This window comes from Streptomyces sp. NPDC086080 (genome assembly GCF_044540255.1).
Taxonomy (GTDB): Bacteria; Actinomycetota; Actinomycetes; order Streptomycetales; family Streptomycetaceae; genus Streptomyces.
In genome coordinates this window covers 130400-143079 of sequence record NZ_JBITRU010000012.1, presented here as the reverse complement: position 1 = coordinate 143079, position 12680 = coordinate 130400, and the positions used below count along the sequence as shown (strand labels likewise).

The 12680-nt window shown below is 71.9% G+C and carries 11 protein-coding genes; 4 read left to right on the top strand and 7 right to left on the bottom strand.

Features of this window, described 5'->3' with window-relative positions; translation table 11 throughout:
- Positions 1–53 precede the first annotated feature (53 nt).
- Together ACIF9R_RS17065 and clpS are read right to left on the bottom strand one after the other, a co-directional pair.
- On the bottom strand, positions 54–656 hold the full coding sequence (locus ACIF9R_RS17065; protein ID WP_399980266.1) for a DUF2017 domain-containing protein: 603 nt from the start codon (positions 654–656) through the stop codon (positions 54–56).
- A gap of 55 nt (positions 657–711) precedes the next feature.
- On the bottom strand, positions 712–1029 hold the full coding sequence (gene clpS / locus ACIF9R_RS17060) for an ATP-dependent Clp protease adapter ClpS (protein WP_399980264.1): 318 nt from the start codon (positions 1027–1029) through the stop codon (positions 712–714).
- 97 nt (positions 1030–1126) lie between these two features.
- Here clpS and ACIF9R_RS17055 point away from each other — a divergent pair, with 97 nt between their 5' ends.
- Together ACIF9R_RS17055 and ACIF9R_RS17050 are read left to right on the top strand one after the other, a co-directional pair.
- Positions 1127–2479: a nicotinate phosphoribosyltransferase gene (locus ACIF9R_RS17055; RefSeq protein WP_399980261.1), complete on the top strand. Its 1353-nt coding sequence runs from the start codon at positions 1127–1129 to the stop codon at positions 2477–2479.
- Positions 2480–2633: 154 nt separating this feature from the next.
- Positions 2634–3227, top strand: coding sequence for a nicotinamidase (locus ACIF9R_RS17050; RefSeq protein ID WP_399980258.1), 594 nt, complete (start codon positions 2634–2636; stop codon positions 3225–3227).
- A 260-nt stretch (positions 3228–3487) separates the two neighbouring features.
- Here ACIF9R_RS17050 and ACIF9R_RS17045 read toward each other — a convergent pair whose 3' ends face one another.
- Together ACIF9R_RS17045 and ACIF9R_RS17040 are read right to left on the bottom strand one after the other, a co-directional pair.
- Positions 3488–3817 carry a hypothetical protein gene (locus ACIF9R_RS17045; protein WP_399980256.1) on the bottom strand — a complete coding sequence of 110 codons (330 nt, stop codon included), beginning with the start codon at positions 3815–3817 and terminating at the stop codon, positions 3488–3490.
- Between the two features lie 122 nt (positions 3818–3939).
- The gene (locus tag ACIF9R_RS17040) at positions 3940–6294 is read right to left on the bottom strand and encodes an immune inhibitor A domain-containing protein (RefSeq protein ID WP_399980254.1); all 2355 of its coding nucleotides are present in this window, start codon (positions 6292–6294) and stop codon (positions 3940–3942) included.
- Positions 6295–6680: 386 nt separating this feature from the next.
- Here ACIF9R_RS17040 and ACIF9R_RS17035 point away from each other — a divergent pair, with 386 nt between their 5' ends.
- Complete coding sequence (locus ACIF9R_RS17035; protein ID WP_399980251.1) at positions 6681–6974, top strand: hypothetical protein; 294 nt, start codon at positions 6681–6683, stop codon at positions 6972–6974.
- A gap of 57 nt (positions 6975–7031) precedes the next feature.
- Here the strand turns inward: ACIF9R_RS17035 and ACIF9R_RS17030 are convergent, their stop codons facing one another.
- The 3 genes from ACIF9R_RS17030 to ACIF9R_RS17020 form a co-directional block, all read right to left on the bottom strand.
- Positions 7032–7775: an RDD family protein gene (locus ACIF9R_RS17030; RefSeq protein WP_399980249.1), complete on the bottom strand. Its 744-nt coding sequence runs from the start codon at positions 7773–7775 to the stop codon at positions 7032–7034.
- Positions 7776–7892: 117 nt separating this feature from the next.
- The gene (locus tag ACIF9R_RS17025; protein WP_399980246.1) at positions 7893–9401 is read right to left on the bottom strand and encodes an RDD family protein; all 1509 of its coding nucleotides are present in this window, start codon (positions 9399–9401) and stop codon (positions 7893–7895) included.
- A 114-nt stretch (positions 9402–9515) separates the two neighbouring features.
- Complete coding sequence (locus tag ACIF9R_RS17020; RefSeq protein ID WP_399980243.1) at positions 9516–10931, bottom strand: FAD-binding oxidoreductase; 1416 nt, start codon at positions 10929–10931, stop codon at positions 9516–9518.
- 104 nt (positions 10932–11035) lie between these two features.
- Here ACIF9R_RS17020 and ACIF9R_RS17015 point away from each other — a divergent pair, with 104 nt between their 5' ends.
- Positions 11036–12451 (top strand): tetratricopeptide repeat protein, encoded by a 1416-nt coding sequence (locus ACIF9R_RS17015; RefSeq protein WP_399980241.1) that lies wholly within the window; start codon positions 11036–11038, stop codon positions 12449–12451.
- Positions 12452–12680 lie beyond the last annotated feature (229 nt).

Below are 12680 nucleotides of genomic sequence, written 5' to 3'. Positions count from 1 at the left end.
GGTTCCTCTGAGCGAACGAAACAGGGGAATCTATGTGGATGTATGGGGCATCTTTACGGCATGAGGGTCGCGACGAGGGTCTCCTGGAGTCCGCCGAGCCACAGGTACGCCATCACCATCGGCTTGCGCGGGTCCTCGTCGGGGAGGCGGAAGAGGAGATCGCTGTCGTCCTCGTCGCTGATCTCAAGACGGGCCCCTATGGCGAGCCGCAGGTCGTTCAGCGCACCGAGCCACTGCCGGGACTCGGCCGGCGACAGCTCGAGCACCGCGCCGCCCTCGCCGGCCGGGGTGATCCCGTCCAGGGAACGGATCACCGCGAGGGCGTTGTCGCGCTTGCCGGCCCGCAGGTCGTTCTCGGTGTAGCGGCGGAACTCCGAGGAGTACTCCCGCTCCTCCTCGGCCTCCTTGCCCTGGGGAGTGCCCCCGGGGTCGCCGTAGGCGTCGGGGAAGAGCCGGCGCAGCACCGGGTCGGAGGGCGGTTCGCTCGGGCCGTCGGCGAAGAGCTCGGCGAGCGGGTCGCCGGAGGCGTCCTCAGCGGGCCCGGGGCCGATGAGCTCCATCATCTGCACGGCCAGGGACCGGATGATGGAGATCTCGACGTCGTCGAGGGCGACGGCCGCGCCGCCGCCGGGGAGCGGTTCGAAGGTTCCTGGCATGGAGGCGATCGCTACTTCCGGTCCTGCGGGCGGGGTCTGGTCATGTCCGGCTCGGTCACTTCCGGTCGTGCTGGAGGGTGGCCCACAGTCCGTAGCCGTGCATGGCCTGGACGTCGCGCTCCATCTCCTCGCGCGTACCGCTGGAGACGACCGCCCGGCCCTTGTGGTGCACGTCCATCATGAGCTTGGTGGCCTTGTCCTTGGAGTAGCCGAAGTACGTCTGAAAGACGTACGTCACATAGCTCATGAGGTTGACCGGGTCGTTGTGGACGATGGTGACCCACGGGACGTCGGGTTCGGGTACGACGAAGACCTCCTCCGCCGACTCGGTGCGTTCGATCTCCATGGGTGCGGGTGACGTCACACTGCCCATGCTGCCACCGCAGGGGGGTGGTCGCACAAACCGGCCCGCTGTCCCCGCACCCGAACCGAAATCGTCAAACTGACGAAATGGGGGTAGCATCCCTGCCATGAACACACCGGACCTTGGGCGTGGACGGCGGGTGGGTGTTCCCTCGACGGCCCTTTTCACCGACCAGTACGAGCTGACGATGCTGCAGGCCGCGCTGAAGGCCGGTACGGCCGGGCGGCCCAGCGTGTTCGAGACCTTCACCCGGCGTCTGCCCGACGGCCGCCGCTACGGCGTGGTGGCCGGCACCGGACGTGTGCTGGACGCGGTGGAGAACTTCCGCTTCGACGAGGACGTCCTCGGCTTCCTGCGCGGGAACGGGATCGTGGACGAGCGAACCCTGGACTGGCTGGCCGGTTACCGCTTCACCGGGGACATCTGGGGCTACCCCGAGGGCGAGGTGTACTTCCCGGGCTCGCCGATCCTGCGGGTCGAGGGGAGTTTCGCCGAGTGCGTGCTGCTGGAGACCGTGATCCTGTCGATCCTCAACCACGACTCGGCGATCGCCGCGGCCGCCTCCCGGATGTCGTCCGCCGCCGGGGAGCGGCCGCTGATCGAGATGGGCGCCCGGCGCACCCACGAACTGGCCGCGGTGGCCGCCTCCCGGGCCGCCTACATCGGCGGCTTCGCCTCCACCTCCGACCTGGCGGCGGGTTACCGCTACGACATCCCGACCGTGGGCACCTCCGCCCACGCCTTCACCCTGCTGCACGACAGCGAGCGGGACGCCTTCCGCGCCCAGGTGGACTCCCTCGGCCGCGGTACGACGCTGCTGGTGGACACCTACGACGTGGCCGAGGCGGTCCGGACGGCCGTCGAGATCGCCGGTCCTGAACTGGGTGCCGTCCGCATCGACTCCGGTGACCTGCTGCTGGTCGCGCACCGGGTGCGGCAGCAGCTGGACGAGCTGGGCGCCACCGGGACCCGGATCCTGGTCACCTCGGACCTGGACGAGTACGCCATCGCCTCGCTGGCGGCGGCGCCGGTGGACGCGTACGGGGTGGGGACGCAGCTGGTGACCGGCTCCGGGCACCCGACGGCCTCCATGGTGTACAAGCTGGTCGCCCGCGCCGAGTCCACCGACCCGGCCGCGCCGCTGGTGCCGGTGGCGAAGAAGTCCACCGGCGGCAAGACCTCCGTCGGCGGCCGCAAGTGGGCGGCGCGACGGCTGGACGCGGACGGCGTCGCCGAGGCCGAGGTGATCGGTACCGGCGAGGTGCCGGACGATCTGGCCGACCGGCAGCTGCTGGTGCCGCTGGTCAAGGGCGGCGAGGTGATCGTCCGTGAGCCACTGGACGTGGTCCGCGACCGGCACGCGGCCGCGCGGGCGGGGCTGCCGCTGTCCGCGACGCAGCTCTCCCGCGGGGAACCCGTGATTCCTACGGAGTACGCGGACGGGGGCTCGGGTAGCTAAAGGCGTGCCGCTGTTCGTGGCCCCGTCCCTGTCCGTGTCCTTGTCCCCGTCTCTGTCCTCGTCTCTGTCCGTGTCGCCCTCAATTCAATAGGCTCGGAGGTTCCACCCGGCCGGGCCCGTCTCCTGTCCGACCCCCTCATCGAAGGACACCGCCATGCGCCGCGCACTGATCGTCGTCGACGTGCAGAACGACTTCTGCGAGGGCGGCAGCCTCGCCGTGACCGGCGGGGCGGATGTCGCCGCCGCCATCACCGAGCTGATCGGCCAGGCCGGCTCCGCCGGCGGCTACCAGCACGTGGTGGCCACCCGCGACCACCACATCGCGCCCGGCGGGCACTTCGCCGACAACCCCGACTTCGTACGGTCCTGGCCCGCGCACTGTGTCGCCGGGACGGAGGGGGTCGGGTTCCACCCGAACTTCGCGCCCGCCGTGACGTCCGGGGCGATCGACGCGGTGTTCGACAAGGGGGCGTACTCGGCCGCCTACAGCGGCTTCGAGGGGGCCGACGAGAACGGGACGCCGCTGGCGGAGTGGCTGCGGGAGCGGGAGGTCGGGGAGGTGGACGTGGTGGGGATCGCCACGGATCACTGTGTGCGGGCGACCGCGCTGGACGCGGCGAAGGAGGGGTTCCGCACCCGGGTGCTGCTCGGGCTCACGGCGGGGGTGTCGGCGGAGACGACCGAGCGTGCGGTGGATGAGCTGCGGGGGGCGGGGGTGGAGCTCTCCGGGAAGCCTGTGGTGCGGTGACGGTGACCCTGCGCCGGGGGTGGGCCCGGGAGGGCCGCTTCTCGGCCGGCGGCGCTGCGCCGGTGCCTCCCCCAGAGGGGGTACCTCCAGCGCCCACCCTCCCTCACTCTCGGCTTCCCTCGAGCGGGGGGCGGGGACCCCCATGAGCGGGGGACCCCCATCGCCCTGGGGGGCACCTCCCAGGCCCTTGAGGCACTGGGGGAGGCACGACTGCCCGCGGCTGGGGCGGGTAGGTGCCCGCGGCTGGGGGGTAGCAGCGGTCAGGCAGGAGCGGTGGGGCGTCTCAGCAGGGCTCTGATGGGGTGCCAGAGCTCCACCGTCAGGGGGGCGTCCTCGGGGGTGGTACGCCATATGAGGCCGTCGGGGTGGTGGAGGACCGCGGTGATCTCGTCGGGGGTGGGCGGGGCAGCGTTGCCCCGCAGGTAGATCGACCGCAGGCCCAGGTTGCGGAGCCTGGTCAGGGCTCGTGCGCGGTTCTGGGCGTGGACGAGGACGCGGACTCCGGCGGGTGCGTCGGCGGCGGGGCTGGGCAGGTTCAGTGCCACCACCACCGTGCCGTTCGGCAACTTGCAGAAACCTCCTGCGGCCATACGCTCATACCCCCGTGTCGGCCGGTGTCAATAAGCGAGTCACAGGAGGCACCTAAACACGGATCGGCGGCGACCCGCCAGGGGGTCACCGCCGATCATGTGTTGACCTGCGAAGATGCTACTTACCTACCGGCAGGACCGACCTCGAGCTCGATCGTCGAGCCGTTCCTGGCCTCCTTCAAGATCTTGATCTTCGTGTTGGTGTCAGTGATCTTGACACCCGCGGTCGGGTTCGACTCGTCGTAGTAGGTGTGGGTGCGGTCGTTGAAGACCGACACACCCTTCGACGACGGGATCCACTTCGCCACGTCCGCCTTGTGCAGCATCATGCCGTCGGTGCGGAACTTGCTGAACGGCGCGTCGTAGGACTGGATGCGGTTGCGCATCAGCGTGCCGTCGGACCACTTCAGCGCGGTCGGGTGGGAGTCGACCGGGAGGAGCAGACCGGTGCCGGGGTGCCGGCTGGTGTTGTTGTCCTGCTGGGAGGTGTCCCACTTCCAGATCAGCAGGCCGTTCTGGTAGGCGAAGTGCTCCACCCAGTCCGGACGGCTGCTCGCGAAGCCGAAGTTGTACGGGCCGACCTTCAGCGTCTTGTCGTACGACACGTACTGCCGGTTCTCGGCGATGTAGTACTGCGCGTAGTCCTTGGTGAAGGACGCGCCGATGCGGGAGAAGCCCTTCGCCGTCCAGGCGTCGTCGGCGGTCTCGGCGTTGTCCGTGAACAGCGCGGAGCCGTCCGCCGTCACCGTGATCCCGTCGGCCGCGAAGCCCTTGAGGGCCACGCCGCCGTCGGTCTGGTAGCGGAAGCGCAGGTCGATCTTCTGGCCCGCGTAGGCGTCCAGGGGGTAGGCCAGCTTCTTGTAGCTGTCGACCGTGCCGTGCAGGGCCGGCTTGTCGCTGCCGTCGCGCGGGATCGGCGAGCCGTCCACCGTGCCGTCCAGGGCGGTCCAGTTGGCGCCGCCGTCGGTCGACACCTCGGCGTAGAGGAAGTCGTAGTCGGCCTCGATCTCGTACCAGCCGTCGAGGGTCAGCTCGGCCGACGCCCTGCCGGTGAGGTCGACGCTGCGCGTCAGGGTGTTCCTGAGGTCGTCACCGCTGCCGCTCCACCACTGGGTCTGCCCCTCGGCCGGGACGACGACCTCGGTGGTGACGGCCTTCTTCGGCAGCGTCACGACCAGCGCCTGCTTGTGCTTGGTGTTGTACTCGGCGACACCGAGCTTGTGCCAGGAGTTCACCCCGGCCTTGGCGGTGTCGTAGTTCAGCCAGCCGAGCTGCAGCTTGTCCCAGGCGGTCATGTCGCCGGGCAGGTTGCCGATCTCGTTCTTGCCGGTGCCGAGCCAGGAACCGGAGGACATCAGCGTCCAGAACCCGGTGGAGTTCTCGCCGCCCTGGGTGTCGTAGTGGTCCGGCAGGCCGAGGTCGTGGCCGTACTCGTGGGCGAAGACGCCGAGTCCGCCGTTCTCCGGCTGGATGGTGTAGTCGCCGACCCAGATGCCGGTGTTGCCGATCTGGGTGCCGCCGAGCTTGTTCTGCTCGGGGCCGGTGGCCCCGGCGTCGGTGCCGAAGGCGTACCAGCGGTGGGCCCAGATGGCGTCCTCGCCCTGGGCGCCGCCGCCCGCGGACTCGTCCTCGCCGGCGTGCACGATCTGGAAGTGGTCGATGTAGCCGTCGGGCTCGTTGAAGTCGCCGTCGCCGTCGAAGTCGTAGCGGTCCCACTCGTCGTACTGGGAGAGCTGGGCCTTGATCTGGGCGTCGGTCTTGCCGGCGGCCTTCTGCTGCGCGGCCCAGGCGGTCACGCCGTCCTGCACCGCGTACCAGGCGCAGTTGTCGGGGACGCACTGGTTGGAGCCGTAACGGGCCTCGTTGTAGGGCACCTTGACCCAGTCGGAGACCTCGCCGTCGACCGAGTAGCGGCCGGAGGACTGCTTCTCGAAGTACGTCTTGACCGAGTCGACGCCCTTGCCGGAACCGAAGTACAGGTCCTGGAAGTGCTGCTGGTCGTAGTCCGCCTGCCAGGCCGTGGAGTTGTCCACCTTGCGGTCCGGCTTGGCGATCTGGTTGTGCAGCGGGCCCGGGGTGCCGCCGTAGCGGCTGTCGATCTCGTCCCCGAACTCGACCAGGATCGTGAAGATCTTGTCGGTCTTCTCGCGGCCGAGCTCGACGTACTTGGCGTCGCCCTTCTTGCTCTTCAGCTGGACGACTTTCGAGCCCTCACGGTTCTTGACCGAGGCTTTACCGGATATGACCTGATTGAGGGCCTCCTCGCGCTGGGCCGCCTGCGTCTTGGAGAGCGGCCCCTCGAGGTCGTGCTCGACGTGGTTGTTCGCCGCCGGGTCGTGCCGGTCCACGGCGCTGGGACGGTCGGCCTTGTCAGCCGTGTCGGCCTGGGCCACGGTGAACGCAGAGCATGTGGCGGTGACCGCCGCGAGCGCCACGCCTGTCGCGGCCGCTCTGAACGTCCAGGGTCTACTGGTCACTTGAGATCCCCTCCCGCGTACGTACGCGCGGCTGAAGGAGGTTCCCTGGTGGAAGGTCCCGCACGCACGTGATCAACGCGTGTAGTCAAGTGACGACATTTGACTAGAGGTTCGGCAGAAAAAACAGACCTTGACTTGAACAGTTCAACTGCACTATGCGGATCGGCAGTTCGCTTTTCGGACACACCCGACGCATCCGAGCGGGCGCGTGCAAGCGTCCCTGTGTGGGACATCATGACTCCGTGCGCCCCCTGTGCACCGGCCCTGTAGGTCAGGTCACGCTTACCGCACTTTCGGCTCGGGCACGCTCGCGGTTAGAGTCGCTTGGCGCAACGCCCTGAACCGGCGGAAAGCCAGGCCGACAGCCCCCGACTCCCGAGGACACGATGGCCATGCCCCGTCCTACCGTGGCTCAGCTCGCATACGGTTCGTGCACCGTGATCTTCTCGACCCTCGCCATGCTGCTGTTGTCCGGGACGAGTTCGGGCGTGGGCGTCGTGGTGGTCGCCCTGTCGGCGCTCGCCCTCGGGCTGCTGGTGGCCATGACCGTTCCGCGCCCCGCTCCCCACCGGCCCGCCGTCCCGGTGGCACGGCCCGCCGCTCCGGAGCCGGTACGGGCCACGGTTCCCTCCCCGGTGCGCGAGCCGGTGCGGGAGCAGGTCCGTGAGCCGGTGCGGTAACGGGACGCGTCCTGACGGTCGTTCCCTGCCTGACGGTCGTTCCGTGCCGTTCTCGCGTCATCCGGTGCTGACCACCACGGTCCTGGCCGCCTTGTCGTGCAGACCCTGCTTGTAGGGCCGGTCGAAGTAGCTCCAGCCGCCCGAGATCGCGGTCCAGACACAGGCACAGCAGAACGCGAACGGCAGCCACAGCACCGCGGCCCGGGTCAGCGAGGTCTGCGTCGAGGGCGTCGAGCCGTCGGCGAGATCGGCCACCCTCAGGCCCAGCCACTTCTTGCCCAGGGTCTGGCCGGAACGGGCGGTCATGAAGGTGTCGTAGGCGATGTAGAGCACGGCGGCGATGACGGACTGCACGAAGCCGTTGCCGACGTTGATGTTGTTGCCGTCGATGTCGTACTCGTTGACGCCGAACGGCCAGGTGAGCAGCACGACGACGGCACCGACGAGGATCATGTCGATGATGCGGGCGAGTGTGCGCCTGCCGCTGTCCGCGAGCGGCGGCATGCCGGCGAGGGGATCGGAGGGGCCGGGGGTGCCGCCGTAGGGGCCACCGGGGGTACCCCCGTAGGGGCCGCCACCGCCACCGCCGTACGGGCCGCCGGGGGTGCCTCCGTAAGGGCCACCGCCACCGCCGTACGGGCCGCCTCCGGGGCCGGCGCCTTCATCGGGACCCGAGCCCGGGGTGTCGTACGGGGAGCCGCCGGGCCCCCCGGCTCCGGGGCCGCCCGGCGGGGGGTGCTTCCTGAACGGGTCGTCGTCCGGCGGCTGCTGACCGGAGCCGGAGGGCGGTTCGGTGGTCATGCACCCGAGTCGACCGCGAACGTTCCGGGCCCGCATCCGGCGAGCGGCCGTCCGGAGTAGCAGTACCGGCGGTGCGGGTTCGGGTGCGGGTACGCGTACACGTGTCGTCGGTGGGGATCAGCCGGCGACGAACGTGTGCGCGGCCTTGTCGTGCCAGCACTGCCGCCAGGGCTTGTCGAACACGCACCACAGGACGCCGGCGACACCGACGACGAGCAGTCCGGGGATGCTGAGGACCAGCCAGCGGCGCAGGGCCGCGCCGAAGCCGGGAGCGTCGTGGCCCTCGATGTCCCGCACCTCCAGGCCCAGCAGCTTCTTGCCCAGGGTGCGCCCCCACTTGGCGGTGGGCAGCACCTCGTAGAGGACTCCGGCGAGGAGAAGGACGGCCAGGACGATGCCGAGGTGGACCGAGGTGGTGCCGTCGAGCAGCCAGACCGTGACGGTCTCGCCGGACAGCTTGGCCGCTTCGATCTTCGCGTCGATGTGGTCCATGGCCTCGATGCCGAGCGGTACGGCGGCCACGGCGGTGACCGCGCCGATCACGACGGTGTCCAGCAGCCGGGCGGCCAGCCGCTTGCCGAGCCCGGCGGGGCGGGCGGCGGCCTGGCGGCGGGCGGCGGCCTGGAACGGGTCGTCGACCGGCGGCTTCCACGGCGCGGCCGCCGGCTCCTCGCCACCGGCGAGCCGGTGGACCTGCTGGGCCCAGGAGGACTGACCGCCGCCGACACCGCTCGACAGGGGTGCGGAGCCGGCAGCGGCCGGAGCGGACACGGCGGGCCGGTCCGGGGCGGCGGTCTGCGGCGGCACGGCCGGGGCGGCGGCGGCTGCCTGCTGCGGTCCGGACGGTGCCGGGGCGGCCGACGCGGCGGCGCGGGCGGCCGCGGCCTTCCCCGCACCGAAGCCGGGGCGTCCGGCGGCGGGGCGTCCGGCGGGAGCGCCACGGCCCTGTCCCTGGTTCTGCTCCTCCCCCACGCCCGGTGTGACGGCACGGAAGGTCATCGTGCCTGGGTCCTCGGTGCCGGCCTCGGCCGTCTGCCGCGGCGTCGCCCCCGGCCTGCGGAACACGAAGGTGCCGCCGGCGCCCGCACCCGCGTCCGGGCCGCCCGGGTCCGGGGCCCCGGCCTCGGGTCCCGGTGCGGCGGGCACGGACGGTGCCTCCGGAGCGGGCGGTGCGGTGGTGTGCGGCACGCGCGGGTCGGCGCCCCAGGAGACCTTGCGGTCCTGGTCGCCGCCGAAGCCGGACTGGCGGGAGGGGTCGGCGCCCCAGGCCGAGGCGGGTTCGGGCCGGCTGCCGTGCTGCGCGTCGGCCGGCGACGCGGACGCGGGCGGAGTCGGGGGCAGGGACGGGGACGGGGACGGGGACGACCCGGGTGACGGAGACGGGAACGCCGGTTCCGCCACCGGGTCCTCGTCGAAGAAGTGCGGTCCGGTCTCCTCGACGGAGGGCCGCGCCGGGCCCGCGCCGGACGGCGCCGCGAGCGGCTCGCCGTCCCGGGGCGCCGGACGGCTCGTGCCCGGTACCCAGGAGGCGCCGTTCCAGTACCGGACATATCCGGGAATGGAGGGGTCCGGGTAGTACCCCTCGCGGGGCCTGTCGTCACCGGGGGCCGGGGTTGGGGCACTCATTCCGTCGTCCCGTATCTGCTCGATGGGGTGGTTCGGGGGGACCACATCTATCAGACGGGCGGCCGTCCGACCGCCCGTCCGGCCGGACCCCACCCCTTTCGGGCACTTACGTGGTCAGAAGAGCTTGCCCGGGTTCAGGATGCCGAGCGGATCGAAGACCTTCTTGACAGCCCGCTGCATCTCCAGGCCCACGGGGCCCAGCTCGCGCGCCAGCCACTCCTTCTTCAGCACGCCCACGCCGTGTTCGCCGGTGATGGTGCCGCCGAGTCCCAGACCGAGCGCCATGATCTCGTCGAAGGACTCCCGGGCCCGCCGCGACTCCTCCGGGTCGGTGGCGTCGAAGCAGACCGTCGGGTGGGTGTTGCCGTCGCCGGCGTGCGCGACGACGCCGATGGTCAGCCGGTACTTCTCGGAGATCCGCTCGACGCCGTCGATGAGCTCCCCGAGCTTCGACCGGGGCACGCACACGTCGTCGATCATCGTGGTGCCCTTCACCGCTTCTAGCGCGACCAGGGACATCCGCCGCGCCTGGAGCAGCAGTTCGGACTCGGCCGCGTCCTCGGCCGGGACGACCCGGGTGGCGCCGGCGGCCTCGCACAGCGCACCGACGGCGGCGAGGTCGGCGGCGGGGTCGGTGGTGTCGAAGGCGGCCAGCAGCAGAGCCTCGGTGGACTCCGGCAGGCCCATGCGGGACAGGTCGTTGACGGCCCTGACCGTCGTACGGTCCATGAGTTCGAGGAGTGAGGGGACGTGGCCCCCGGCCATGACGCGGCACACGGCGTCGCAGGCGGCCGCGGCGGAGGAGAACTCGGCGGCAAGCACCAACTGCTCGGGCGGTTTGGGCCGCAGGGCGAGGACCGCGCGGACGACGATGCCGAGGGAGCCCTCGGAGCCCACGAACAGACGGGTCAGGTCGTACCCGGCGACGCCCTTGGCGGTGCGGCGGCCGGTGGACATCAGGCGGCCGTCGGCGAGGACGACGTCCAGCCCGAGGACGTACTCGGCCGTCACGCCGTACTTGACGCAGCACAGCCCGCCCGACGCGGTGCCGATGTTGCCGCCGATGGTGCACATCTCCCAACTGGAGGGGTCCGGCGGGTAGGAGAGGCCGTGTTCGCCCACGGCGCGGGACAGCGTCGCGTTGACGACGCCGGGTTCGACGACGGCGATCCGGTCGACCGGGCTGATCTCCAGGATGCGGTCCATCCTGGTCAGGGAGAGCACGACGCAGCCGTCGGTGGCGTTGGCGGCGCCGGACAGTCCGGTACGGGCACCCTGCGGGACGACCGGGACGCGCAGGGCGGTGGCGGTGCGCATGACGTGCTGGACCTGTTCGACCGTGCGCGGCAGGACCACCGCCGCGGGGCTGCCGGCCGGGCAGAAGCTCGCCATGTCGTGGGCGTAGGAGGCGGTGATGGCGGGGTCGGTGAGGACGGCCTCCGCGGGCAGGCCGTCGAGCAGCCGGTCGACGAGAGGGCCGGCCGCCACCGCGACTTCGTCGCGTCGCGCTTCGATACGGCTCATGATCACAGCGTGACACCGGGGGCCATCGGTGTGAACCCCGCGTACGGCAGCCGCGTCACGCCGGAGTGTGATCATCGTACGTGCGCGATGGGTGCCGCACCGTGTGCGTCATGGACGACAACTCGTGTGAGCCACCCCTTCGGCGCGGCCGCCGTCGGAGGCGTATGGCGCTGCTCGCCTCGGTCGCCGGGTGCGCGACGCTGGGCGGGGTGCTGGTGCTGGTGCTGCTGCCGTGGGACCGCGGGGCGCCGACCGCGTCGACTCCCGAGGCGCGGGCGCTGGCCGCGGTCAGCAGCGGGGTGCCGGCCGCGCTGCCGGACCTGGAGGCGCTGACCGAGGAGCGGGAGCGGCATCTGAAGCGGCACCCGGAGGACGCCGAGGCCTGGGCGGTGCTCGGGTCGGCACGGGTGGAGCAGGGGCTGCGGCGGGCGGATCCGGCGTACTGGCCGCGGGCCGAGAAGGCGCTGCGCACCTCGCTGAAGACCCGGCCGAAGGGCAACGCACCGGCGCTGCGGGGGCTCGCGGCGCTCGCCAACGCGCGGCGGGACTTCGCCGAGGCGCGCGCGTGGGGCGAGGCGGCGCGGAAGCTGGAGCCGAAGCGGTGGACGACGTATCCGCTGCTGATCGAGGCGTCGGCGGGGCTCGGGAACGACGAGGAGACGGGCCGGCTGCTGGACCGGCTCACCGAACTGCGCAGCGGGCCCGTGGTGATGGCGCGGGCGGCGGCCGTGTACCGCGACCGGGGCTGGCGGGAGGACGCGGCGGCGAAACTCGCGGACGCGGCGTCGGCCGCCGGGGAACCGGCCGAGCGGGCGGCGTACCTGGAGCGGGCCGGGCAGCTCGCCTGGGAACGCGGCGACCGGGAGGACGCGCTGCGGCTCTTCCGGGAGGCGGTGCGGATCGACCCCGATCAGCGGGCGGCGCAGGCCGGTCAGGGCAGGGCGCTGGCCTCACTGGGCCGGACGACGGAGGCGCTGAGCGCGTACCGGACGGCGCTGGCGAAGCACCCCCGGCCGGAATACACGCTGGAACTCGGCGAACTGTACGAGTCGCTGGGGAGGGAGCGGGCGGCACAGGCGCAGTACCGGGTGCTGCGGGAGCGGGTGCGGCTGGCCACCGGGCACGGGGCGGACGAGGAGCTCGTCCTCGGGCGGTACGAGGCGGATCACGGGGACGCGGAGGGTGCCGTGCGGCGGCTCCGGCGGGAGTGGGAGCGGCAGCCGTCGACGGAGGTGGCGGACGCGTTGGGGTGGGCGCTGCACCGGGCCGGGCGGCACGAGGAGGCGCTGCCCTTCGCGGTGCGGGCGACGGAGGGGACGCAGGGCGGGGGTGTGCGCAGCGCGTCGTACGTGTTCCACCGGGGGATGATCGAGCGGTCGCTGGAGCGGTACGGGGCGGCGCGGCGGCATGTGACGGAGGCGCTGCGGATCAACCCGTGGTTCTCACCGCTGGGCGCTCCGCGGGCGAGGCAGGCGCTGGCCAGCCTGGGCGAGCCCTCCGTCCAGGCGGGCCCCGAGCCCTCCTGACCCGCACGCCCCGCGCACTCCGCGGCCCCATACCGCGGGCACCCCGCACACCCTCCCTGCGGACAGTCCCACCGAACAGCCCGCAGGCACCCCGCACGCCCTCCCCGCACCCCCACACCGGGCAGCCCGCAGCCACCCCGCACACCCTCCGCGGGCACCGCGCACGCCCTCCGCGGCCCCGCACGGCGCAACCCGCAGGCACCCCCACGCCCTCCGCGGCCCCGCACGG

Bases quoted from the DNA above. Each gene is read 5' to 3' on its own strand.
- ACIF9R_RS17015 (WP_399980241.1), top strand. From the start codon at position 11,036: ATGGACGACAACTCGTGTGAGCCACCCCTTCGGCGCGGCCGCCGTCGG.
- ACIF9R_RS17050 (WP_399980258.1), top strand. From the start codon at position 2,634: ATGCGCCGCGCACTGATCGTCGTCGACGTGCAGAACGACTTCTGCGAG.
- ACIF9R_RS17025 (WP_399980246.1), bottom strand. From the start codon at position 9,401: ATGAGTGCCCCAACCCCGGCCCCCGGTGACGACAGGCCCCGCGAGGGG.
- ACIF9R_RS17045 (WP_399980256.1), bottom strand. From the start codon at position 3,817: ATGGCCGCAGGAGGTTTCTGCAAGTTGCCGAACGGCACGGTGGTGGTG.
- ACIF9R_RS17055 (WP_399980261.1), top strand. From the start codon at position 1,127: ATGAACACACCGGACCTTGGGCGTGGACGGCGGGTGGGTGTTCCCTCG.
- clpS (WP_399980264.1), bottom strand. From the start codon at position 1,029: ATGGGCAGTGTGACGTCACCCGCACCCATGGAGATCGAACGCACCGAG.
- ACIF9R_RS17030 (WP_399980249.1), bottom strand. From the start codon at position 7,775: ATGACCACCGAACCGCCCTCCGGCTCCGGTCAGCAGCCGCCGGACGAC.
- ACIF9R_RS17065 (WP_399980266.1), bottom strand. From the start codon at position 656: ATGCCAGGAACCTTCGAACCGCTCCCCGGCGGCGGCGCGGCCGTCGCC.
- ACIF9R_RS17035 (WP_399980251.1), top strand. From the start codon at position 6,681: ATGGCCATGCCCCGTCCTACCGTGGCTCAGCTCGCATACGGTTCGTGC.